At 68.6% G+C, this 21573-nt stretch carries 15 protein-coding genes; 2 read left to right on the top strand and 13 right to left on the bottom strand.

The features are described from left to right. Positions 1 to 17 precede the first annotated feature (17 nt). Genes ACFVWR_RS04730 through ACFVWR_RS04715 form a run of 4 tightly spaced genes read right to left on the bottom strand, consistent with a single transcriptional unit; the run spans position 18 to position 4139 of the window. Positions 18 to 836 carry an ABC transporter permease gene (locus ACFVWR_RS04730; protein ID WP_387208524.1) on the bottom strand — a complete coding sequence of 273 codons (819 nt, stop codon included), beginning with the start codon at positions 834 to 836 and terminating at the stop codon, positions 18 to 20. Beyond that, positions 833 to 1756, bottom strand: a complete 924-nt coding sequence (locus ACFVWR_RS04725; RefSeq protein WP_387208522.1) for an ABC transporter permease — start codon at positions 1754 to 1756, stop codon at positions 833 to 835. Before ACFVWR_RS04725 ends, ACFVWR_RS04730 begins: the two co-directional genes overlap by 4 nt. Beyond that, positions 1756 to 2955, bottom strand: a complete 1200-nt coding sequence (locus ACFVWR_RS04720) for an ABC transporter ATP-binding protein (RefSeq protein ID WP_387208520.1) — start codon at positions 2953 to 2955, stop codon at positions 1756 to 1758. The genes ACFVWR_RS04725 and ACFVWR_RS04720 overlap by 1 nt, the downstream gene beginning before the upstream one ends. Next, the gene (locus ACFVWR_RS04715) at positions 2955 to 4139 is read right to left on the bottom strand and encodes a PotD/PotF family extracellular solute-binding protein (protein ID WP_387208604.1); all 1185 of its coding nucleotides are present in this window, start codon (positions 4137 to 4139) and stop codon (positions 2955 to 2957) included. Before ACFVWR_RS04715 ends, ACFVWR_RS04720 begins: the two co-directional genes overlap by 1 nt. 288 nt (positions 4140 to 4427) lie before the next feature. Between ACFVWR_RS04715 and ald the strand changes: the two genes are divergently transcribed. After that, positions 4428 to 5543: an alanine dehydrogenase gene (gene ald / locus ACFVWR_RS04710; protein ID WP_387208518.1), complete on the top strand. Its 1116-nt coding sequence runs from the start codon at positions 4428 to 4430 to the stop codon at positions 5541 to 5543. On the opposite strand, the gene ACFVWR_RS04705 is transcribed toward ald, so the two are convergent. The 9 genes from ACFVWR_RS04705 to ACFVWR_RS04665 form a co-directional block, all read right to left on the bottom strand. Continuing rightward, complete coding sequence (locus ACFVWR_RS04705) at positions 5536 to 6066, bottom strand: FHA domain-containing protein (protein WP_387208516.1); 531 nt, start codon at positions 6064 to 6066, stop codon at positions 5536 to 5538. The genes ald and ACFVWR_RS04705 overlap by 8 nt on opposite strands. A 65-nt stretch (positions 6067 to 6131) precedes the next feature. Continuing rightward, positions 6132 to 8468, bottom strand: a complete 2337-nt coding sequence (locus ACFVWR_RS04700; RefSeq protein ID WP_387208514.1) for a transglutaminase-like domain-containing protein — start codon at positions 8466 to 8468, stop codon at positions 6132 to 6134. Between the two features lies 1 nt (position 8469). Further along, complete coding sequence (locus ACFVWR_RS04695) at positions 8470 to 9813, bottom strand: DUF58 domain-containing protein (RefSeq protein ID WP_387208512.1); 1344 nt, start codon at positions 9811 to 9813, stop codon at positions 8470 to 8472. After that, positions 9810 to 10781: an AAA family ATPase gene (locus ACFVWR_RS04690; RefSeq protein WP_387208510.1), complete on the bottom strand. Its 972-nt coding sequence runs from the start codon at positions 10779 to 10781 to the stop codon at positions 9810 to 9812. Before ACFVWR_RS04690 ends, ACFVWR_RS04695 begins: the two co-directional genes overlap by 4 nt. 91 nt (positions 10782 to 10872) lie before the next feature. Beyond that, the gene (locus ACFVWR_RS04685) at positions 10873 to 16797 is read right to left on the bottom strand and encodes an Ig-like domain-containing protein (protein ID WP_387208508.1); all 5925 of its coding nucleotides are present in this window, start codon (positions 16795 to 16797) and stop codon (positions 10873 to 10875) included. Beyond that, the gene (locus ACFVWR_RS04680; protein WP_387208506.1) at positions 16794 to 18218 is read right to left on the bottom strand and encodes a serine/threonine-protein kinase; all 1425 of its coding nucleotides are present in this window, start codon (positions 18216 to 18218) and stop codon (positions 16794 to 16796) included. Before ACFVWR_RS04680 ends, ACFVWR_RS04685 begins: the two co-directional genes overlap by 4 nt. A 204-nt stretch (positions 18219 to 18422) precedes the next feature. Next, positions 18423 to 19259, bottom strand: coding sequence for a PP2C family protein-serine/threonine phosphatase (locus ACFVWR_RS04675; RefSeq protein WP_387208503.1), 837 nt, complete (start codon positions 19257 to 19259; stop codon positions 18423 to 18425). A 37-nt stretch (positions 19260 to 19296) separates the two neighbouring features. Further along, positions 19297 to 20412: an FHA domain-containing protein gene (locus ACFVWR_RS04670; RefSeq protein WP_387208501.1), complete on the bottom strand. Its 1116-nt coding sequence runs from the start codon at positions 20410 to 20412 to the stop codon at positions 19297 to 19299. Positions 20413 to 20525: 113 nt separating this feature from the next. After that, the gene (locus ACFVWR_RS04665; RefSeq protein WP_387208499.1) at positions 20526 to 21002 is read right to left on the bottom strand and encodes a GNAT family N-acetyltransferase; all 477 of its coding nucleotides are present in this window, start codon (positions 21000 to 21002) and stop codon (positions 20526 to 20528) included. Between the two features lie 88 nt (positions 21003 to 21090). On the opposite strand from ACFVWR_RS04665, the gene ACFVWR_RS04660 reads away from it, so the two are divergent. Beyond that, entirely contained in the window at positions 21091 to 21573 is a 483-nt protein-coding gene (locus ACFVWR_RS04660) for an Lrp/AsnC family transcriptional regulator (RefSeq protein WP_387208497.1), read from the top strand.

The following is a 21573-nucleotide window of genomic DNA, read 5'->3' as shown; positions in this document are numbered from 1 at the left end:
CGGCAGCCCGCGAGGCGCTACGAAGCGCGAGCGAGGCGTTTCGCGCGCGACGAGGCTGCGACCTGTGAGATCAGCACGACGAGGATCGTGATGATGAACACTGCAGAGGCGATCACGTTCGCCTGGGCCGGGATGCCACGGGAGGCCGCGATGTAGATGTACATCGGGAACGTGGTCACGGCGCCGGCATTGAAGTTGGTGATGATGAAGTCGTCGAAGCTCAGCGAGAACGACAGCAGCGCCGCCGAGAGGATGCCGGGCAGCAGGAGCGGGAAAGTGATGCGCCAGAACACGGCGACGGGCGAGCCGTACAGGTCGCGCCCGGCCTCCTCCAGCGCAGGGTCGAGGCTGGCGACTCGGGCTTTCACCGTGACCACGACGAAGCTGATGCAGAACATCACGTGGGCGACGATGATCGTGCCGAACCCCTTGTTCACGCCGAGGCTGAGGAACTGCGCGGCAAGACCTGCGCCGAGCACGACCTCCGGGCTCGCCATCGGCAGGAACAGCAGCAGGCTGGTCTGCGAGCGGAAGCGGAACCGGTAGCGCATCAGGGCGATGGCGATCATGGTGCCGAGCACGGTCGCGATGACGGTCGAGATCAGGCCGATGACGATGCTCGCGGCGAACGCGTCGCAGATGCCGGCGGCGTCGCACACGTTCGTCCAGTTGTGCAGCGTGAAGCCGCGCCAGGCGATGTTGTTCTTGAGCGAGTCGTTGAACGAGTACACGAAGGTGTAGACGATCGGGATGAGGAGGAACGCCAGGGCCAGAAAGGCGTAGACGCCGAGTCCCAGACCCTTGAACCTCCGCGTTCCGGTGCGTGTCGTGGTCACAGCAGCTCCTCCGTTCCGCTCCGCCTCACATACACGCCGACGATGACCAGGATGACCGCCATGAGCACCACCGACATCGCCGCCGCCGTCGGATAGTTCTGCAGCACGAGGAAGTTGCTCTCGATGACGTTGCCGATCATCGAGGTGTCGGCCCCGCCGAGGAAGTCCTGCGACGCATTGATGTAGTCGCCCGCCGCCGGGATGAAGGTGAGCAGCGTGCCCGACACGATGCCGGGCAGCGAGAGCGGCAGGGTGATCTTGCGGAAGGTCGTGAACGAGTTCGCATAGAGGTCGCTCCCCGCTTCGAGGTAGCGCACATCCAGTCGCTCCAGCGTGGCGTAGATGGGCAGCGTCATGAACGGGATGAAGTTGTAGGTCAGTCCGAAGATGACCGAGAACGCCGTGCCGGTGACGTGGGCGTCGGGCGGCAGGATCGAGATCGCTTTGAGCGAGCTCGTGAACCAGGAGTCGTCTGAGAGCAGCTGCTTCCAGGCCAGCGTGCGCAGCAGGAAGCTGATGAAGAACGGAGCGATGACCAGCGTCATCAGCAGGTTCTGCGCCAGCGGGTACTTGCGCACCTTCACGCCGATGAAATACGCCAGCGGGTAGCTGATGAGCAGGGCGGCGGCCGTCGCGATCAGGGCGTACACGAACGACCGGATGATCTGGGGCCAGTACTCGCCGATCGCCTCGGTGTAGTTCTCCCAGCGGAACGCCGCCTGGTACTGACCGATGTCGCCGTCGAGCACAGGCGTCTGGAACGACGTGATGATCAACGAGACGAGCGGGGTGAGGAAGAACAGCACGAGGTAGAGCACCCCGGGCAGCAGCAGCACGAGCGCGATGCCGCTGCGTCGCCGCGCGGCCGGCTCCTGGTCCTGCTGCGGCGGCGCGGCCGTGGAGAAGGCGGCGAGCGCCATCAGGCCTCCTCGAGCTCCGTGAGCAAACGGTCCTTCGTCTGCGCCGCGATCATCTGCGTGTCGGTGTCGTCGTCGAACCGGCCCTCCACGGGCAGGTCGTCGGCGAGCACGAAGGTGTGGGACGCATCCCAGGCCACCCAGACCTCGGCGCCGAGGTTCGCCGTCGGGCCTGCGCTCATGTTCTGGGCGAACACGACGACCGTGCCCGCACCGGGCACGGCGACGAGGTATTGCGTGCTCACGCCGCTGAACGACACGTCGATCACACGACCTGGGCCGAGGACGTTGCTGCCCGGAGCGACGCCGGATTCGGAGGCGTGCAAGGTCAGCTTCTCGGGGCGCACGCCGACGGTGACCGTTCCGTTCCGGCGCTGGGCCCGCGACTTGGGCACGGTCAGCCGACGCCCGGCGACCTCGACGCCGATGGTGTCTCCCCCGGTCTCCTGCACGGGACCGGCGAAAAGGTTCGACTGTCCGAGGAAGTTGGCGACGAACACCGTCGCCGGAAGCTCGTAGAGCACCTCGGGCGCGCCCATCTGCTCGATGGACCCCTTGTTCATGACCGCGACCGTGTCCGCCATGGTCATGGCCTCCTCCTGGTCGTGCGTGACGTGCACGAAGGTGAGGCCGACCTCGGTCTGGATCGACTTGAGCTCGAGCTGCATCTGCCGCCGCAGTTTGAGGTCGAGCGCACCGAGCGGCTCGTCGAGCAGGAGCAGCGCCGGCCGGTTCACGATCGCCCTGGCGAGAGCAACCCGCTGCTGCTGGCCACCGGATAGGGATGCGGGGCGGCGGGCGGCGAGATGGTCGAGCTCCACGAGGCGGAGGGCCTCGTGCGCCTTCTCGACCGGGTCGCCGATCTTGCGGCGACGCAGCCCGAAGGCGACGTTCTCGAGGATGGTCATGTGCGGGAACAGCGCGTAGCTCTGGAAGACCGTGTTCACGGGGCGCTGGAACGGCTTGGTCCGGGTCACGTCCTTGCCGCCGATGAGGATGCTGCCCTCGGTGGGCTCCTCGAGGCCGGCCACGAGCCGTAGCGTCGTCGTCTTGCCGCATCCGGACGGCCCCAGCAGGGCGAAGAACGACCCGGCGGGGATGGTGAGGTCCAGCTGCTCGATGGCGGTGAACCCGGGGAACCGCTTCTTGATCCCGACCAGCTGCAGATCGGCGCCCGATTCGGCGAAGACTCCCTTCGGCATCAGGCCCCCAGGATCACCTTCTGGAAGGCGGTCTGGTACTTCTGCTCCTCGGCGGGGGTGAGCGTGCGGAAGATGCGCGCGTTCGCGAGCGTGGAGTCGTCGGGGAAGATCAGCTGGTTGTCGGCGAGGTCGGGATCGATCTTGACCGCCGCCTCCTTCGCGCCGACGACGGGGGTGATGTAGTTCACCCAGGCGGCGACCTCGGCCGCCACCTCCGGCTGGTAGTAGTAGTTGATGAGCTCTTCGGCGTTCGCCTTGCGCGGCGACCCGATCGGGATGACGAAGTTGTCGCTCCAGAGGGTGCCGCCCGCTTCGGGGAGGATGAACTCCCAGTTGTCGCCGGCCTCCGCGTTCAGCTGAGTGATGTCGCCCGACCAGCAGATGGCGGCGAGGGTGTCGCCGCTCTTCAGGTCGTTCAGGTAGGAGTTGCCCTTGATGTTGCGGATCTGGCCGTCGCTGACCTTCTCAGTGATCGTGTCGATGGCCTTGTCGTAGTCGTCGTCGCTGAACTTCTTGGAGATGTCGACTCCCTGCTGCAGCATGATGAGTCCCATGGTGTCGCGCATCTCGCTGAGCACGCCGACCTTGCCTTTGAGCTCGGGCTTCCAGAGGTCCTCGACCGACTTGAGCCCGGCAGGCACCTTCGACTTGTTCCAGCAGATGCCCGCGAAGCCGCTCTGCCACGGCAGGGACTTCTTGCGGCCCGGGTCGAAGTCCGCGTCGGCCAGCGCCGGGGAGACGTTCTTCTTGTTCGGGATCTTGCTCTCGTCGAAGCTCTGCACGTAGCCGAACCGGATCAGCCGGGCGACCATCCAGTCGGTGAGGCACACCGTGTCGGCGCCGATGTCCTTGCCGAGCGCCAGCTGGTCTTTGACCTTCGCGTAGTACGTGTTGTTGTCGTCGACCGCGACGTCGTACTTGACCTTGATGCCCGACTGCTTCTCGAAGGCCTCGAGCGTCCGATACTTGCCGGCGTCGTCCTGGTCGAGGTACGCCTGCCAGTTGGCCCAGGTGAGCGTCTTGTCGGTGGCCGACACATCCTTGGCGGGCGTCGGTTTTCCGGATGCACCACCCGTCGAACAGGCGGCGAGTGCCAGAGCCGCCGCGCTCGCCCCGACGCCGGCGAGAACCCCGCGCCTCGTCAGCTGAGCCTGACGGGAAACCTGGATCAACTTCTGGATCATCGGGTCTTGCGGAAGCTGTCTCGAATTCACTGCGGTGCTCCTTCGGGGTCGAACACGTGTGTCGCGGTATCGCTGGCGCCTTTCCCGCTCCGTTGCGGGTGGGATGATCCTGGCACACGACGGGGCGGAGCGCACCAATCGAGGGGCAAATCGACAATCTGGTAACACAATCTTTACGAAATCCGTTTCGAATGCCGGTATGCACGTTGGAATCCGTCTGTCGCCGCTCGGCCCTTGCGGCTAGTGTGATGGGTGCCGAATCGATCACCACGACGTGTTAGGAGCCCCATGAAGGTCGCGATCCCCCGCGAGGTCAAGAACAACGAGTTCCGGGTGGCGGTCACTCCCGCCGGCGTGCACGATCTCGTCGCGAACGGCCACGAGGTCTACGTCGAGACGGGGGCGGGCACGGGATCGTCCATCCCCGACGAGCTCTACGCTTCGGCCGGGGCGACCATCCTTCCCGATGCCGCGAGCACCTGGGCCGTGGCCGAACTGGTGCTCAAGGTCAAGGAGCCCGTCGAGAGCGAATACGGCTACTTCCGCCCGGGGCTCGTGTTGTTCACCTATCTGCACCTGGCGGCCGAGGAGGCCCTCACCCGGGCACTCATCGATTCGGGCGTCACGGCCATCGCCTATGAGACGGTCCAGCTGCCGTCGCGCGCGCTTCCGCTGCTCGCCCCGATGAGCGAGGTGGCGGGGCGCCTGGCGCCGATCGTCGGCGCCAACACGATGCTGAAGCCCAACGGCGGCCCGGGCCTGCTCGTGCCCGGCGTCCCCGGTACGCATCCCGCGGTCGTGACGGTGCTCGGCGGCGGGGTCGCCGGCACGAACGCGATCGGTGTCGCGGTCGGACTCGGCGCCGAGGTCACCGTGCTCGACACGAACATCGCACGACTGCGCGAACTCGACGCGCTCTACGCGGGCAGGATCAAGACGATCGCCTCGAACAGCTTCGAGATCGACAAGGCCGTCGTCGCCTCCGACCTCGTGATCGGCTCGGTGCTCGTGCCCGGCGCGAAGGCGCCGAAGCTCGTCAGCAACGAACTGGTGTCGCGGATGAAGCCGGGCAGCGTGCTGGTGGACATCGCGGTCGACCAGGGCGGCTGCTTCGCGGACTCGCATCCCACCACCCACGCGGAGCCGACCTTCACCGTGCACCAGTCGCTGTTCTACTGCGTCGCGAACATGCCTGGCGCCGTACCGCATACGTCGACCTATGCCTTGACGAACGCCACCCTTCCGTACGCCCGTGCCATCGCATCCCGAGGCTGGCGTGCCGCCCTCGCGGCGGACCCGTCGCTCGCGCTCGGGCTCAACGTGCACGCCGGTCAGGTCACCAACGCCGCCGTCGCGGAGGCCCACGGCCTCACGGCGGGCACGGTCGCCGACGCGCTCAGCTGACGTCGAACCACTGGTCACCGATCTCGACGCGGGTTCCGGCGGTCACCCGGTAGCGCCGGCCCGGCTCGCACTGACGCGCGACGCCGCCGAGCGGGTGGGCGACGGTGCCGTTTCCCGAGTAGCGGTCGCAGATCCACAGTTCTCCGCCCTCGAGGCCGAACTCGACGTGCGTCTTCGACACCGAGCGCCCCGGGTCGAGCACGGCGACCAACTGGTCGACCTGCTCCCCCGGTTGCGTGATGGGGCGCCGCCCGATCAGTCCGGAGCCGGTGACCTCGACCACTTCGCCGCTGGAGAAGCTGAGGGTGTACCGCGGGGCAGGCGTTTCGACGGGAGGAGCCGTCTCGATGGGCTCGATCGGGTCGGCGACGGGCTCGAGCGCATCCTGATCGTCGTCATCGTCCGCGCGCTCGGCCACAGGAAATCGACCGGCGACCGCGGGCTTGGGCAGCCGTTCGACGACCGTCGTGTCCGACGGCCGCGAGTCCGCCACCTCCGGTGCGCGAACGCGGGTCGCCGTCACCGAGCTCCCGCACGAACCGCAGAACAGCGTGCCCTCGGACAATTCGCTGCCACAGACCCGACAGTTCATTGCCTGCCCCTCTTTCTCTTGCTTCCCCGTCCACGGTAGCCGAGAGAACGCAGCGAGACCGCCGCGACGAAGCGCTTCCAGCGTGTCTCGCGCTTCGCCAGGGCACGCCGGAGGTCGTCGACAGCGACCCAGACGGAGTCCGCCTCCTGCGGGCTCGGCGCGGTCGGGCTGAACACGGCACGATCGGCGATCGACGCCAGCGCGGCCGCGCGTGAGCCGCCGATCGTCATGGCGACCTCCTTGCGGGTCGAGGCCGGCGGCGGCTCGTACCCGTGATCGACGGCCGCGTCGGTGAACTCGCGCCAGCCGCCCTCGATGCGTTCGACGGCCGTCGGAGCCGACCGGCGCAACGCTCGCCGCCGCCATTTCGCGCCGAGCACGGCGAGGAAGGGCGCGGCGAGCACCGCCAGCGCGAGCAGCACCCAGCCGACGATCGCGAGGATACCCAGAATGGTGTCGAGCACCGGGTCGGGCTGCCGCTGGTCGGCCGTGTCGACCTGAGCCTGTGGCGGCTCTTCGCGGCGCTGCTCGTTCTCGTCGATGGGCGGCTGCACGTTCGTCTGCGGTCGCGAGATCTGCGTGGGTTGATCGGGCTGCTTCGGCGGAACCGGACGCACCGGCGGGGTGGGATCGACCGTCACCCAGCCGTTCTCGCTGGTGTCGATCTCGATCCAGGCCGAGATGTCGGAGCCGGTGAGTGTCACACTCTGCGCCGACGTGGAGTCGTCGGGCGCGACGAACCCGACGACCACCCTCGCCGGAAAACCGAGCTGGCCGGCCATCAGGGCCGCCGTGACCGCGTATTGCTCCTGGTCACCGAGCATCGGGATGTCGGTGAGGAGCTCGGTGATGCGGTCGGCGCCGTGACCGGAACGACTGGCGGGCTCGTCGGCTCCGACCCCGTGGCTGATGTAGCCGTTCTCGGCCAGGCCGCGCAGCGCGGCGGCGAGCTTGGCGCCCGCCCCCGACACACCCGCGGTGTACTTCTGCACGGTCAGCTGCAGTTCGTCGGGGATGACCGCCGGCTGGGGCACCGCTGCGCTCCCCGGCTGCACCCGCTCGAGTGCGTCGACGGCGAGCCGTGGCTTCACGACCGCATCCATCGTGTAGCTGTCGCCCGAGTGGAGGCCCTGCGTGACCGCTGCGGTGCCCGTGACGTCGTTGTAGAAGAACGATGCGGTGAGGGCGTCGGCGTCGGAACCGCCGAACGTGATCTGCTGCAGCTGGCCGCTGCCCGGCACCCAGGGGCCGGAGTAGCCGCGCACGGTCACCGCGAGCCGCGTGCGGTCGCCGGTGACATCGCTCTGATCGAGGCGGTACGGCATCCGGGTGAACGAACCCGAGCCGCTGGTGACCTTCTCGGTGCCGACCGAGTACGTCACCCCGTCGTACGTGTCGAGGGTGGCGATGCGGATGCGGTGGTCGCTCGGAACCCCGGTGACACTGAGCATCGCCTCATCGGCCTTCGGCGGCTCGAGGGAGGAGCGGAATCCGCTCAGCGGGCTCGGATACCGTCGCGGGTCGAACGGCTGCTCGACGGCCGTGCGAACGACCTGTCGTTCGCTCTTCGCCGGCAGGAGAAGGCTCGCGGCGGTTCCGGCGGCTCCGGCGACGACCACGATCACGGCGGCCCCTGCCACCAGGCGCACCCCGGCGAAGCGCCGCTCCCTGGGCGTCTCCACGCTCATCCCGGTCTGCTCCGCGAGGCTGCGGACCGAGCTCGTGCGACGCTGCCAGCGGAACCAGATCAGCCAGCCGAGCAGAACGGCCAGGAGGGTCAGTGCCAGCCACCTGGGCAGGGGCGAGACCCCCGAGCCGAGAAGGATCCCGGCCAGCAGCAGCACCGCGGGCGGCAGCACGGCGAGCTCGCCGTGCTTCGCCCGCAGAGCGATCGAGAGGGCGATGACGCTTGTGAGCAGGGTCAGGATGAAGGCCGGAACGAGCAGGGCCTGATACGCGCCCACCGGCAGCGAGATGGTGACGAGCTGCTTCCAGCTGAGCCAAGTGGCCTGCACGAGCTCCCCGAAACCGGCGGCCGTCGGCAGCAGCCCGCCCGCGGTCGTCGCTCCCGGGATCGCCAGCTGCACGCCCAGGGCGAGGAAGACCACCACGACGAGCGCGGCCACGACGATGCTCGGCCAGCGGAAGAGAGCACCGGCCAGCGCGATCGCCGCGCCGAGGGTCACCGTGACCACCAGCATGAGCACGAAAGCGCTCGACTGGTACACCGCCCAGAACGACCAGGCCGCCAGTGAGGTCGCGGCCACGGCGAACAGGCAGTTGACCAGGATGAACCCCGCGCGTCCCCGCGCAAAATCCCGTGCGGCCGCCATGTCAGGCCGCCATCCGCTTCGCGAGGCTCTTCTGCAGGTCTTCGAGAAACCCGATCGTGAGCACGGAGAGGTCGGTCACCCGGCGGAGCGTGGGCACGGCGCCGGTGTCGCTCACGACCGCGACGACATCGACACCGAGCGGAAAGTGCGCGGCGGCGGCGCGGAGCTGCGCCGCTGTCACCGTCGAACCGCAGAGCAGGAAAGCGATCGAGGTTCCGGCCGCGTCCTCCGCCGCGAGCTGCGCGAGCTCGGTCAACCGCAGGGCGGTCTCCGCGGTCTCGACGCCGGCCAGATCGTCGAGCATCCGGCCGCGGTTGATCGTGCTGATCCTCCGCACGCTGCGCACCGCCTGCTTGGCGAAGTCGGGGGTGGACGCGCTGGCCACGACGGCGACCGTGCGGGAGTCCTGCATCGCGCGCACGCCGAGCGATCCGGCGGCGCTCACGGCGAGCTCGAACTCGTCGGGGTCGCCGTAGTCGGCGGCCGACAGGCTCAGGGCGACCAGCAGGTGGCTCCGCCGGGTCTCCTCGAACTGCCGCACCATGTAGCTGCCGGTCTTCGCGGTGCTCTTCCAATGGATGTTGCGCCGCTCATCCCCCGGCACGTACTCGCGCAACGCGTGGAAGGCGACGTCGCTCGAGGTCAGGTCGCGGGTCGGCGCCCCCTCGAGGTCGCGCACGAATCCGGTGCTCATGCTCGGGATCGCGATGGTGCGCGGATGCACGAACAGGTCGAGCGACTCGGCCCAGACGATCTCGCGGCGCAGCAGCCCGACCGGGTCGGCGCGCACGGTGCGCACGGGGCCGATGGGCACGATGCCGCGACGCGTGGTCGGAACCACGAACACGTCGCTGTGCTCCTCGCCCCCGGAGAGCGATGGCGAGGCGAACTCGGCGAGGCCATCGCCGACGGGCACCTCGACGCGCACGCCGGAGAGGCGGCGGCGGCCCGGGTTCGCGATCTGCACCTCTCCCGGCGCCTTGTCGCCGACGACCACCCGGTTCGCAGGCAGGGAGAGGTGCACGTCGTAGGCACTGCGGCCGGCGAGGTACACCGTCGCGACGAGCATCATCGCCACGGCCGTCCAGCCGATGACCACGGCCTCCATCCACCCGAACACGTAGCCGGAGGCGAGCGCGAGCGCCGCGACCGCGGCCATCGACCAGCCGAGCGGCGTGATCACGGCGCTGATCCAGCGCCAGCCGGTGGCGACGCCCGCCCAGAGCACGCGGGTGGAGCGCACCAGCCACACGATCGCGTCCGCCAGCACGCCATCCCTCGTGCCGACGATCTTCGCTCGCGCGTTGGTGAGCTCTATCTGGGTTCGACTGACGGTGTTCGTCACACGGTGGGCCGATCGATCGGCGGCGGCGTCTCGATGAGCAGCTGGGCGATGACGCTGGAGGTGGTGACGCCCTCGAACTCGGCCTCGGGGTCGAGAACCAGTCGGTGGGCGAGAACAGGCTCGGCCAGTGCCTTCACGTCGTCGGGGGTCACGTAGTACCGGCCCTGGGAGGCGGCGAACGTCTTCGACGCGCGCAGCAGGGCCAGTGCGCCGCGCACGCTGACGCCGAGACGCACCTCGTCGGCGTTGCGGGTCGCGTCCACGAGCCGCGATACGTAGTCGTTGATGGTCGCGTCGACGTGAACGCCACGCGCCATCGTGCCCATCTCCACGACCGTCGCGGCCGAGATCACCTCGGGCACGACGACCTCGTGGGCTTTGCGCTCGGAGCCTTCGAGGATGCGCAGGGTCGCCTCGTGATCCGGGTAGCCGATCGAGGCCTTCATCAGGAAGCGGTCGAGCTGCGCTTCTGGCAGCCGGTAGGTTCCGGCCTGCTCAATAGGGTTCTGGGTGGCGATGACCATGAAGGGAGCGCCGACGGAGTGCCGCACCCCGTCCACCGTGACCTGCACCTCCTCCATGACCTCCAGCAGGGCGGACTGGGTCTTGGGGCTCGCTCGGTTGATCTCGTCGGCGAGCACGATGTTCGCGAAGATCGGGCCGCGGTGGAACTCGAAAGTGCCCGTGCGCTGGTCGAAGATGTTGACCCCGGTGATGTCGCCGGGCAGGAGATCGGGCGTGAACTGGATGCGGTTGCTGGTTCCGCGCACGCTCTCGGCGATCGCGCGCGCGAGCGAGGTCTTGCCCGTGCCCGGGTAGTCCTCGAGCAGCAGGTGCCCCTCGCTGAACAGCGCCGTCAGCGCGAGCCTGATCACGTGGGCCTTGCCGAGCAGCACGCTGTCGATGTTCGAGACGAGGCGTTCGAAGACGCCCGAGAACCAGGAGGCTTGCTCGGGGGTCATGGTCATGCTGTGGCCTCTCTCGGGCGATGGGGGGCTGCCGGGGCCGTGGTGCGTGCCGGCGAACGGGATGCTGCCATTCAGTATGGCGTTTCGCGCGCTATCCAAGGCTGCCACTCGCGTAGTCCTGACGGTATGTCGTGCCATTGGCGCCGACCCTGATCTGGAGCACGGGGAACGGGGTCGTCGCGACGCACGTCGCGGTGGAACCCGCGGCCGGCATGGGCGACTGCGTCGCACCACCGTCGCAGCTGTACGTGACGGAACTGTACAAACCCGTCGGCCAGCCGGTCCAGGTGAACGTGTTGCTCGGCGCGTCGAAGTGCGCGCCCGAGATGTTCGTGTTCACCGCGGTGCCGATGTCTTTGCTGAACGGGGTGTCGCCCTGGTCGTTGCAGAGGGGCGCGCTCCCGTTGTAGAGCTCGCACACCCGCACGATCGTGAGACGGAGCGGCGTGCCGTAGTGGTCGCCGGTCGTGCCCGTGAGCCGCCCGCTGGTGCCCGAGATCGTGTTCGTCTCGGAGACGCCGTTCGCTCCCGTGATCGTGTACGTGACCTCCGTTCCGCCGCCGCCGCTGCCCGGCGTGTACGTCAGCCCGTCGAGCGTGAAGTCCCAGAGTCCGCTGCCGTTGTCGGTCGGACCGGTGACCTGGGCGTCGGTCGGGGTGCTCGGTGCTTGACGCGGGGTGGCTGTCACGACCGGGCTGGCCGTGCATCCCTGGCCGTTGTACGCGTAGACCAGGAAGGAGTAGTTGCGGCCCGGCGCGAGACCGGAGAACGTGACCTGACCGGAGCCGGTCTTGATGAACGTCGAGCTCTGACGGTCGACGTTCAGCACGGGCTTGCCGTTCTCGACACCGCTCACCGAGCAACTGGGGGCGGCGCCGCCCTCGTAGACCGCGGCGTAGTAGTCGCTGATGCCGGCGCCGTTGTCGGAGAACACGCCCGACCAGCTGAGCGTCGCCGTGCGGCCGTCGGTCGTGCTGGGCGTGGCGACGGGCGCTGTTCCCGTCTGCAACGGACCTCCGGCGGGCACACCGCTCCCCTGCGTCTGGTTCCAGGTGGTGCGGCCGGCGTAGAAGTCGTTGCGCGAGGAGATCGAGAACCCGACCGCAGCGCCGTTCGGGATGCTCGCATCCGTCACGTTCAAGGCGTACGACGTTCCCACCGCGTCGCCGCGCGGCACCGACAGCGACGCCGTCTGGCCGCCCACCGAGATCTGGTACGAGCCGATCGGGCTGGCGCCCGGAGCGTCGGCCGGTTTCGTCCAGGTGAACCGGAGACCGTGATCGAGCGGACGCGTGGAAACGTCGGCCGGCGCGTTCGGCACCACGTCCGACCAGACGGGTTCCGCGTACGCGGTCGGGTCGGAGAGGCCCAGCTCGTTCCGGGCGGCGATCGAGATGGTCACGGCGTTGTCCGCACCGTTTCCGGGCGTCGGCACGACACACGATGTGGTGGTGCACGTGGTCGTCGACACCACCTGGCCCGTGCCCGCGCGGGCGACCGTCACCTGGAAACCGGTGATCGGGGAGTTGTTGAAGGCACCGGGGATCCACGAGAGGCCGAGCGCGCGGTCGGCGAACGAGGTGACCTGAACGTTCGAGACGGGCTCCGGCCTGTCCTGCACCGACACGACGACGGTGCCCCAGGTGTTGCGGTCGGCGTCGCCCGTCGCATCCGACACCTCGTACTGCAGGGTCACATCCGTCGGCGCTGCAGCGTCCGAGACCTGGATGCTCAGCCTCGAGTTGTCCGCGCTGGGCGTGATGACGACCCCGGCGGGAACGTTCGAGCTCCCGAGACCGCGCACGCCGACGACCTTCAACGGCTTGCCGGGGAACGGATTGGTGGCGGAGTCGTTGGCCAGAACGTCGACGGCGGTGGTGCGCCCGCGAGGAGCGATCACCCGGTCGGCCTGCGGCGACGCCAAGGGCCGGGTCGAAGGAACCACGGCGATGTCGATCCGCCCGGCCTGACCTGTGTTGACGGCATCCTTCACACCGATGGAGATCGACGGTGTCGCACCCTTGGGCGTGCCCTCGGCCACCGTGATGGTCAGCTTGCGACCGGTGAGGCTGAGGCTGACGCCGCTCGGTTTCGGATCCTGCACGGTATAAACGAGCTCGGCCTGGTCTTTGGCGTACGGATAGCTCGTGAGCTTGGTGAGATCGACGGTCTTCGACTGGCCCGGCTCGAACTCGATCAGCGCTCCCGTGAACGCCGGCGGCTGGTTCTGCCTCGGTGTGACCGTGATCGGGAGCACGATCGTCGCGACGTTCCCCTTGGGGTCGGTGGCCGACGTGCCGTCGGTCACTTGGAACGAGATGGATGCCGATCCGAAATACCGCGAACTGCTCGTGAACTGCAGGGTGTCGCTGTTGACGACGAGGTCACCGCCGTTGGCGTGGGTCGCCCGCACCGTCGCGGCATCCGTCAGACGCACCTTGCGATCGCCGACCGCGACGATGTGGTCGTTGAGCTTGATCGTCAGCGTCTTCTCGCTCGGCACGGTCAGCGCGGGAGCACCGCGCTTCACCTGCGGGAGGGCGTCGTCGTAACCGGGGACCCGCACGAACGCGTACCCGGAGATGGTCTCGTCGTCGGGGTTCGAGACCTTGAACGGGATGATCTGGCTCCTCGCCCCGATCGCCACGCGGATGCGCTTGTTGGCGGTCACCTTCGCCGTCGTCGAGTAGCCGGGCACCACCTGGAGCTTGACGTTCGACACCGGGCCGTCGGCGAAGAACACGTTCGCGAGCACGTTGACGTTCACGAACTGCTTGTCGAGGATGTCGGAGAGCCCGAGCACCGTGTCCTCCGCGATCGGCCGGGCGAGCGGCGCGTCCGGGCTCACCGTGACCCGGATGAAGTTCTCGCTCGTTCCCCCGCGCTCGTTCTGGATCGTGTAGAGGAAGCTGTACGTGCCCGGGGTCTTCGACGCCGTGGTCACCACGAGGTCGCCAGAGACCTTGGCCTTCGCCTTGCCGTCGAGCGAGGTCACGGCGCTGATGCTGAGCGGGCTGCCGTCGGGATCGCTGTCGTTGGCGAGCGCCTGGATCGAGAGCGTCTTGCCCGGCCGCACCGTCACGTCGTCCTCGACCGCGACCGGGTTTCTCGCGCCGTCGACGCGTGCCGCGATGCCGACTCGCACCGTTCCCGTGGCGCGCGAGCCGAGCGCGTCGACCACCGCATAGGTGAACGTGTCGGTGCCGGCAGCGTAGTCACCCGCCTGGAAGTCCATCCAGTCGGGGCCCGACCGGATGACCGCACCCTTCTGCGGGTTCGTCTCCTGTCCGATGAACTGCACCGAGTCGCCGTCGGGATCGATGCCGGACAGCGGAACGGTGATGCGCACCGTGTCGCCCGCGAGAACCCTCGCCGTGACCGTCTTCGGCACGGGCGGATTGTTCGTCGCCTCGTCGCGCTCGCGCACCGAGATCGTCACGTCGGCCGTCGCCCACTGGCCGTCTTCGCCGACGACCTTGTACGCGGCGGTGAAGTTGCCCGGCTTCGACGGCGCCAGGTAGCGCAGACCGTCGCCGCTCGCGAAGAGCAGCCCGGCGCCGGCAGGCAGGGGCGTCGCCAGGGTCGGATCGAGGGTCAGCTTGTCGCCGTCGGGCTGGATGTCGTTGGCGAGCACGGGGATGTCCACCACGTCGCCGACGCGCACGGAGATCGAGTCGGGCGCCGCGATCGGCGGCTGGTGCACCGTGAGCGCCGGCAGCTGCACCACGGTGACCGTTCCCTCGGCCTCGGCCAGGCCGTTGCTCAGCCGGTAGTGGAAGTCGACCGGCCCGTCGAGCGGTCGGCCGAGCGTCACGCGCAGCGTGCGCTGGCCGAGCACCTCGACGCGCACCCCGGTCGTGGGAGCGGGAGCGGTGGCGCCGGTGACGAGCAGAACGCCCCCCGAGGGGTCGATGTCGGTGGAGAGCACATCCACGTCCTGTGTGCTCTGCTCCCGGATGAACGCGGTGTGCGGCACCGCGATGGGTGCCGTCTTCGCTCCGGGCGGGGCCTTCACGTCGATGCGCACGGTGCCGGTGGTCGTGACGATGCCATCCGTCACCGTGTACTCGATGTTGTGGGTGCCGACCTGGTCGCTCTCGAATCGGAACGTGCCGCCCTGGTAGTCGGGCGTCAGCGTCGCGTCCGCCTTCGTCGGCACGTTGCTGAGGCGCACGGTGGCCGAACCGCCGCGCACGTGCGCGAGCGGCTGCACCGTCACCTCCTGGCTCTGGTAGGCGAGAACGGCGAACGGGTCAGCGATGATCGGAACCTGCCCCGGCGGGCGCACGGTCACGGCGAGGGTTCCTGTTCCTTCTGCGCGTGCGTCGGAGACCACGAGCGACACGTCTTTGAGGTCGCCCCCGCCTCCGTGATCCGAGAACGCCACCTGACCTTGGGGCGTGAACGTCACGGTGTCCGGCGCGGTGGGCGTCGCCGCGGAGAGGAAGAACGAGTCGCCGTCGGGGTCGTAGCAGTCGCCGAGCACCTGGGCCGTGACCCTGCCCCCGGTCTGCACGACGGCCTTGGCCGCCCGGGTGCACACCGGCGGGGAGTTCTCGGTCGGCTGGCGCACCGAGACGACCACGTGGGCGCTCGCCGTTCCGCCGCGGCCGTCGGAGATCGTGTAGTCGAAGGCGATCGTGCCGGTCGCCGCGTCGGGAAGCGTGATCTGAAGCTGCTGGTTGCTGTTGGTGAGTTCCAGCGTTCCCTGCTCGATCGGGATGCTGGTGAACGAGTCGATGGCCAGCACGTCGCCGTTCGGGTCGTAGTCGTTGAGCAGCACGGGCAGCGGGGTGACCCGGCCGGGGCGGGCGCCGAACTGATCGTCGACGGCGACCGGGGGCTGCTGCTGCTTCTCGTACTGCGGCGGCGTGTCCTGCTTGCTCTGGTCGACCTGCTCCTTCGTGTCGTTCTTCGCCAGCAGCTCGTCCCAGTTGTCGATGCGCTGATTTCCGGTCTGCACGGCCCAGGACACACCGGACTTCGTGTCGTTCAGCACGACCCTGCCGCTGTTCGCCCGGAAGGCGAGTGATGCGCCCGAGGGGACGTCGCCGAGCGTGCCCGACTGCCCGGCCGACGTTCCGCACTGCTTCCAGGTGGTGCCGCCGCTCCAAGCCGCGTACGTGCACGATCCGACAGTGATGGGCGCAGCGGCCGCACCGGTGCGGCCGCGAACCGCCTCACTCGGCGACCCGCTGCCGAACGGCACGCGGATCAGTCCGGTCGAGGTCGCGATCCACACGGCGTCGCCGGTGGCGCTCGGCCGCTGCAGCACCGGGTTCGCATCCGAGCCCAAGAGGTCCGACAAGTCGACGGCACGGTCGGCGGTGTAGAGCCGCCGCGCATCCGGGTCGAAGAGCGCCCACTGACCGCCGACGCTCGTCACCGCGACATCGGCGCCGTCGCCGCTCGTCGCCACCTTCACCGACGTGGTCTTGGGCTCGTCGCCGCCCACATCGATGCTCGTCACCGTGCGGGTGTCGGGAAGGTATGCGAAAAGTCGCCCCGACGGGTCGAGCGCCGAGACCGCCCGCCCACCGAGATCGATCGTCGGTGCCGAACCGGCGTTGAAGTCCTCCAGCCTGCTCACCGAGGTGAGCCAGACCTGGCCCGTCGTCTGCGAGAGCAGCGAGACCTGATCGCCCGCCAGCTGCACCGATGGGCTGCGGGGCGGAAGCGCGACCGCCTTGCCCGCCTCGCTCGTGGCCGGGTCGACGACGGAGACCGTGTTGGTCTCCTTGTCGACCAGCAGAACGTTGCCGCCGTCTTGCACGACGTCGAGCGCCTCTCCACCACCGGGGACGACCGAGTTCAGCTTCTCGATCTCGGTGTTGGCGCGGCCGAGCGACTTCTTCGCGTCGCTCGCCACCCACACGGCCGCGTCGCCGAGATCCATGCGCTGCGCGCTGTAGCCGCCGGACACGACCGCCAGCGTCGTGACCAGCGCGACCACCGCCGTGCCACTCGTCGCCGTGGCAACCAGCGACTTGTGCGCGGCGAGCCACGAGCCGATCACGAGCCGGCCGCCCTCTCGACACACTTCTGGCCGCTCGGGTCGCCGGTCTTGCCGTCACGGTTCACGGTCACCGTCACGCACACCGTCTCGCCGGGCTTGGCGTCGACGCGGAACTCGGTGGCGTGCTGGATGCTCGGCGGCTGATCTCCCACCGCCACCTGATACGTGTCGTCGGGCTGCAGCCCGGGATCGGTCCAGGTGAACACGATCGTGCTCTCCGACACCTCTCCCGAGAGATCGCGCACGGTCGGGATCTCACTGTTCGCCGACACCTTCACGAGAACCAGGGTGGCCGTGACGGCCAGCGCCGCCACCAACACGGCGCAGGCCGAGACGGCGAGGACGAGGGCGCGCGACCAGCGCTGTTTCGCCGGCGGCGGAGTGCTCGGCGAGCTGCCCGACTCGCGCCCCGCGGTGCGACCGGGCGCACGCGTGAGCGTCTGGGCCGCCGGCTGACGTCGACGGCGTCGCGCGCCGGACGGATCGACCGACACGACGCCCTTGATCCTGGTGCGATCCTCCGGATCGTCGGCGGTCGCGAGCGCCCAGTCGTCCATCGCGACCTCGATCGGCGTCTGCGCGAGCCCTAGCTCGGTCTCGACGGCCTGCAACTCGCGGATGAACTCCAGCACGGTGCGCTGCCGGTTCGACGGCTTCTTGGACATCGCGCGCTGCAGCACCTGTTCCAGCCGCGGGGGCACATCCGCCCGCCCGATGAGCTGCGGGCGGCCCTTGGTGATGCGCTGGATGAGCTCCGACGACGTGTTCTCCTTGCCCGGGATCTCGAACGGAGACCGGCCGGCGAGCATCGAGTAGATCGTCGCCCCGAGCGCCCACACCTCGCTGGCGATGGTTCCGCTCGTCTCGTCGAGCAGCACCTCCGGCGCCGACCACGGGATGGACAGCCCGATCGCCTCGGTCACATCCGCTTCGCCGAGCGTGGCGGCGATGCCGAAGTCACTCAGCACGGGATGACCGTACGCGGTGGTCAGGATGTTCGACGGCTTGATGTCGCGGTGGAGAACGCCCGCCCGGTGCGCCGTCTCGACGGCGCTCGCAATCCGTACCCCGACGCTCAGCGCCTCCGGAACCGCGAGCGGCTCCATCCTGTACCGCTGCCCGATCGCCGCCGAGCACAGCTCCATCACGAGGTACGGCCGCCCGTCGGCCGACACGCTCGCCTGGTACACCGTGAGGATCGACGGATGCGTGCTCAGCTGGGCCATCAGGTTCGCCTCGGCCTGGAACATCTGCTTGACCTGGCTGGTGACGACCTCGGCGAGCATCACCTTCACGGCGACCTGCCTGCGCGGCATGTTCTGCTCGTAGAGGAAGACATCGGCGAAACCGCCGGAACCGAGCACGCGGACATACGAGAAACCGGGGAGGTTGGGCGGCTGCGATGGCAGACGTCGAGCCATGATCGCCTCCCGGTTCGATGCTGTTGACGTGGTCTCAGGGTCCACCGCGCACGGCCGCGCGGGCCCTGTCGGGCAGTCGTTTCCCCATTGTAGGCAGCGGGGATACGCCCTCCGGAGCCTGGGTCCCAGACTGGGGACACCAGCCGTACCCCCAAGTCGGGGGGCAGTCAGAGCGGGTGTCGAGCCCCGGTCGGTGCCGCCGGGTCAGTGCCGCCGCGCGGTGCGCCGGGCGACCCCTTCGCGGTGCGAGCCGCTCTCCGGGGTGGCGAGCACGTCGACGACCACGACGGTGATGTTGTCGCGGCCGCCGTTACCGAGCGCCGCATCCATGAGCTGCTGCGCCGAATCGAGCGGCGAGGAGCCCTCAGCGAGGAAGTGCCGGATGCCGTGCTCGGTCAGTTCTTTCGTGAGCCCGTCCGAGCACACCAGCAGCCGGGAGCCCGCGACGATCGGAAGCAGGAAGTAGTCGGGCACCGGATCTTCGTTGAAGCCGACCGCGCGCGTGATCACGTTGCTGTGCGGGTGCACCTCCGCCTCGGCGGGTGTGATCGCGCCGGCGTCGAGGAGCTCTTGCACGATCGAATGGTCGAGCGTCAATTGCTCGAGCGCCCCGTCGCGATAGCTGTACACCCGGGAGTCGCCGATGTTGAACACGAGCCAGTACGGGGCGCCGTCGACGAGCGTCAGGGCGATGCCCGTGACGGTCGTCCCGGTGCCGAGGTCGGTGTGGCCGACGCCGCGGCCCATGTCGTCCACCGCAGAGCGCAGCGCCGACGTGAGCGACTCCTCGTCCACGAAGTCCACCGAGACCTGCTCCGCCAGCCGCGTGACCACAGCGGTGCTCGCGAAGTCTCCCGCCGTGTGGCCGCCCATCCCGTCGGCGACGGCGAAGATCGGCGATCGCGCGAGCAGGCTGTCCTCATTGACGGAGCGGCGGTACCCCTTGTCGCTGAGCGCCGCCCAGGCCAAGCTGATGCGCGCGTCCGTGTCTCCCGGCACGACCACGTTGTGGCGTCTGTTGCTGCGACCGATCTGGGTCACTCTCGTCCTCTTCTGATCGGGACACGCGATGCGCGGCTCACGGTTCGCCTCCGGCGGCAGTGATCTCGATGATATTACCGTCGCCGATGTCGACCACAGCACCTGGAAGCACCACGGCGGACTGGCCCGGCCGCAAACGCGTGCTCTCACCGTGCGGGGGCGACACCGTCGTGCCGTTGGTGGAGCGCAGATCGGTCACCACGACCGCGTCCCCCACCTGCTCGATCTGGAGGTGCGTCGACGACACCTCGTTGTCGGGCGACGGAACGGCGATGAGCCGCGGCTGCGCGCCCGAGGTGACCCGCATGGGCGTTGGCCGGCGGCCGATCAGCACGGGCAGGTCGAGTGTGAATCTGTCCCCCGATGCCAGGCGGATCGCGAAGGCGGCGGGGGCAGGAACCACCGCCACCGGTTGGGTCGGCGGAAAGCCGTCCTCGACGATGGGAGGCCGTACCTGCAGCGGCGTGTCGAGAGGCGTGTCGGGAGGCGGTTCGATGTCGACGGCAGGGGACGGCAGCTCATCCGAGTGGGCGAAGAGGCTCGACGACCTGCGGGGCCGGATGATCGTCTCGTCGGTATCGCGATCGGCGCCGGAGTCGCTGCCGGTCAGCGGGGCGACGGGCTTCACCGCTCGCGGAGACTTTCTCGCCTCCCGTGCGAGTCGCTCGGCGGACCACACGAGGAGCTCGCCGTCGACGATGCCGCTGCCGAGAGGAAGGGAGCCGCCGCTCGCCTGCGCTGAGGGGCCGGTCGGCAGCTCGTCGCCGCCGAGCACCAGCCCGGTCACCGAGCGGAACTCGGCCAGAACCCAGGGCTGCACGCCTCCCGCGGCGAACCGGCGCGACCCTCCGACCGAGAACACGTCGACGACGGCCGAGCCGCGCACAACGGCGGTGACGACGATCTCGTGGGCCGCGTTCTGCTCGCCGAGTTCGGCGACCGCGAACGATCGCACCGCATCCTCGCCCGTCAAGGGGAAGGCCCCGACCACGGACTCGATGGTCGCGAGCTCCAATTCGGCCAACCACCACACGGCGTCGACGATCGCGTCCGAGACACTGCTCTCGAACGCGGCGACGAACCGTTTCCCCGCCACGAACAGCCAGTGCGCAGACCCGTCGGCCGGGGTGTACCTCGTGAAACCGGGAGTCACCTCTCGTTCCTCCCGCGTCTCGATCGGCTAGCCGATGCAGCTCATCACATGCTTCATCCGAGTGTAATCTTCGAAACCGTGCGCCGAGAGACCCTTGCCGTAGCCGGAGTGCTCTAAGTCAGGGCGAGGAGCATCGTGTCCGAGCTCCCGCTGCGTCCGACGACCTCGAACCCGGCGCGGTCGTAGAGCCGCCGCGCGCGGTTACCGTCTGCCACGCTGAGGCTGATACCGGGGATGCCGCGACTCCGAGCCCGGTCGATCAATTCCGCAAGCAGAGCTTCACCGATGCCCTCACCGCGGTGACCCGCGAACGTTGTGATGCTCAGCTCGGGAATGCCCGGGTCGACGAACCCGTATCCAGGGTCCTCGGCCGGAAGGAACACCAGCCAGGCCACCGCCCTGGCGGTATCCCCCTCGACGTCTGCGAGCCCGAAATCGCGGCCGGAGGGGAAACTCGTGAAGTAGTGCGAAAGCTCGGGACTGCCGTCCACATCATCGAGCGTGAAGCGCGGTCCGTCCCAGTTCATGTTGGCGAGCGTGGCCTCTCTCAAGAGCGCCCGGTCAGCCATCGAGAGAGGTCGAATCGCCATAGGGACATGGTACCGATTTCGTCAGCGAAAGCCGGAAGAATGTGCGGATTCGCTTGCAGGGCGTCGATACCACTGACAGAATCGCTCCATGAGCACCCCTCGGGCAACGAGTCCCGCAAAATCGGCGCAGATCGACGACGTCTCCAAGGCGATCATCGAGCAGCTGCAGGTCGACGGGCGCCGTTCCTACGCGGAGATCGGCAAAGCCGTCGGTCTCAGCGAGGCCGCCGTTCGTCAGCGGGTGCAGAAGCTCACCGAATCCGGGGTCATGCAGATCGTCGCGGTGACCGACCCGATGCAGCTGGGCTTCTACCGTCAGGCGATGATCGGCGTGCGGGTGACGGGCGACACGCGTACCGTCGCCGACAAGCTCGCCGCGATGCCCGCGGTCGACTACGTGGTGCTCACCGCCGGCAGCTTCGACATCCTCGCCGAGGTCGTGTGCGAGAACGACCTCGACCTGATCAACATGCTCAACTCGGAGATCCGGACACTCGACGGTGTGCTCTCGACCGAGACGTTCGTCTATCTCAAACTCCACAAACAGTTCTACAACTGGGGAACACGGTAA

Source organism: Leifsonia sp. NPDC058292 (assembly GCF_042880955.1).
Lineage (GTDB): Bacteria > Actinomycetota > Actinomycetes > Actinomycetales > Microbacteriaceae > Leifsonia.
Note: the sequence above shows the minus strand (reverse complement) of the source record. Positions and strands in the feature narration are given on the sequence as shown.

What these genes read in the sequence shown, in the direction of transcription:
- ACFVWR_RS04665 (WP_387208499.1), bottom strand. Translation starts at nt 21,002, where the DNA reads ATGGCGATTCGACCTCTCTCGATGGCTGACCGGGCGCTCTTGAGAGAG.
- ald (WP_387208518.1), top strand. Translation starts at nt 4,428, where the DNA reads ATGAAGGTCGCGATCCCCCGCGAGGTCAAGAACAACGAGTTCCGGGTG.
- ACFVWR_RS04680 (WP_387208506.1), bottom strand. Translation starts at nt 18,218, where the DNA reads ATGGCTCGACGTCTGCCATCGCAGCCGCCCAACCTCCCCGGTTTCTCG.
- ACFVWR_RS04700 (WP_387208514.1), bottom strand. Translation starts at nt 8,468, where the DNA reads ATGGCGGCCGCACGGGATTTTGCGCGGGGACGCGCGGGGTTCATCCTG.
- ACFVWR_RS04725 (WP_387208522.1), bottom strand. Translation starts at nt 1,756, where the DNA reads ATGGCGCTCGCCGCCTTCTCCACGGCCGCGCCGCCGCAGCAGGACCAG.
- ACFVWR_RS04720 (WP_387208520.1), bottom strand. Translation starts at nt 2,955, where the DNA reads ATGCCGAAGGGAGTCTTCGCCGAATCGGGCGCCGATCTGCAGCTGGTC.
- ACFVWR_RS04715 (WP_387208604.1), bottom strand. Translation starts at nt 4,139, where the DNA reads ATGATCCAGAAGTTGATCCAGGTTTCCCGTCAGGCTCAGCTGACGAGG.
- ACFVWR_RS04690 (WP_387208510.1), bottom strand. Translation starts at nt 10,781, where the DNA reads ATGACCATGACCCCCGAGCAAGCCTCCTGGTTCTCGGGCGTCTTCGAA.
- ACFVWR_RS04660 (WP_387208497.1), top strand. Translation starts at nt 21,091, where the DNA reads ATGAGCACCCCTCGGGCAACGAGTCCCGCAAAATCGGCGCAGATCGAC.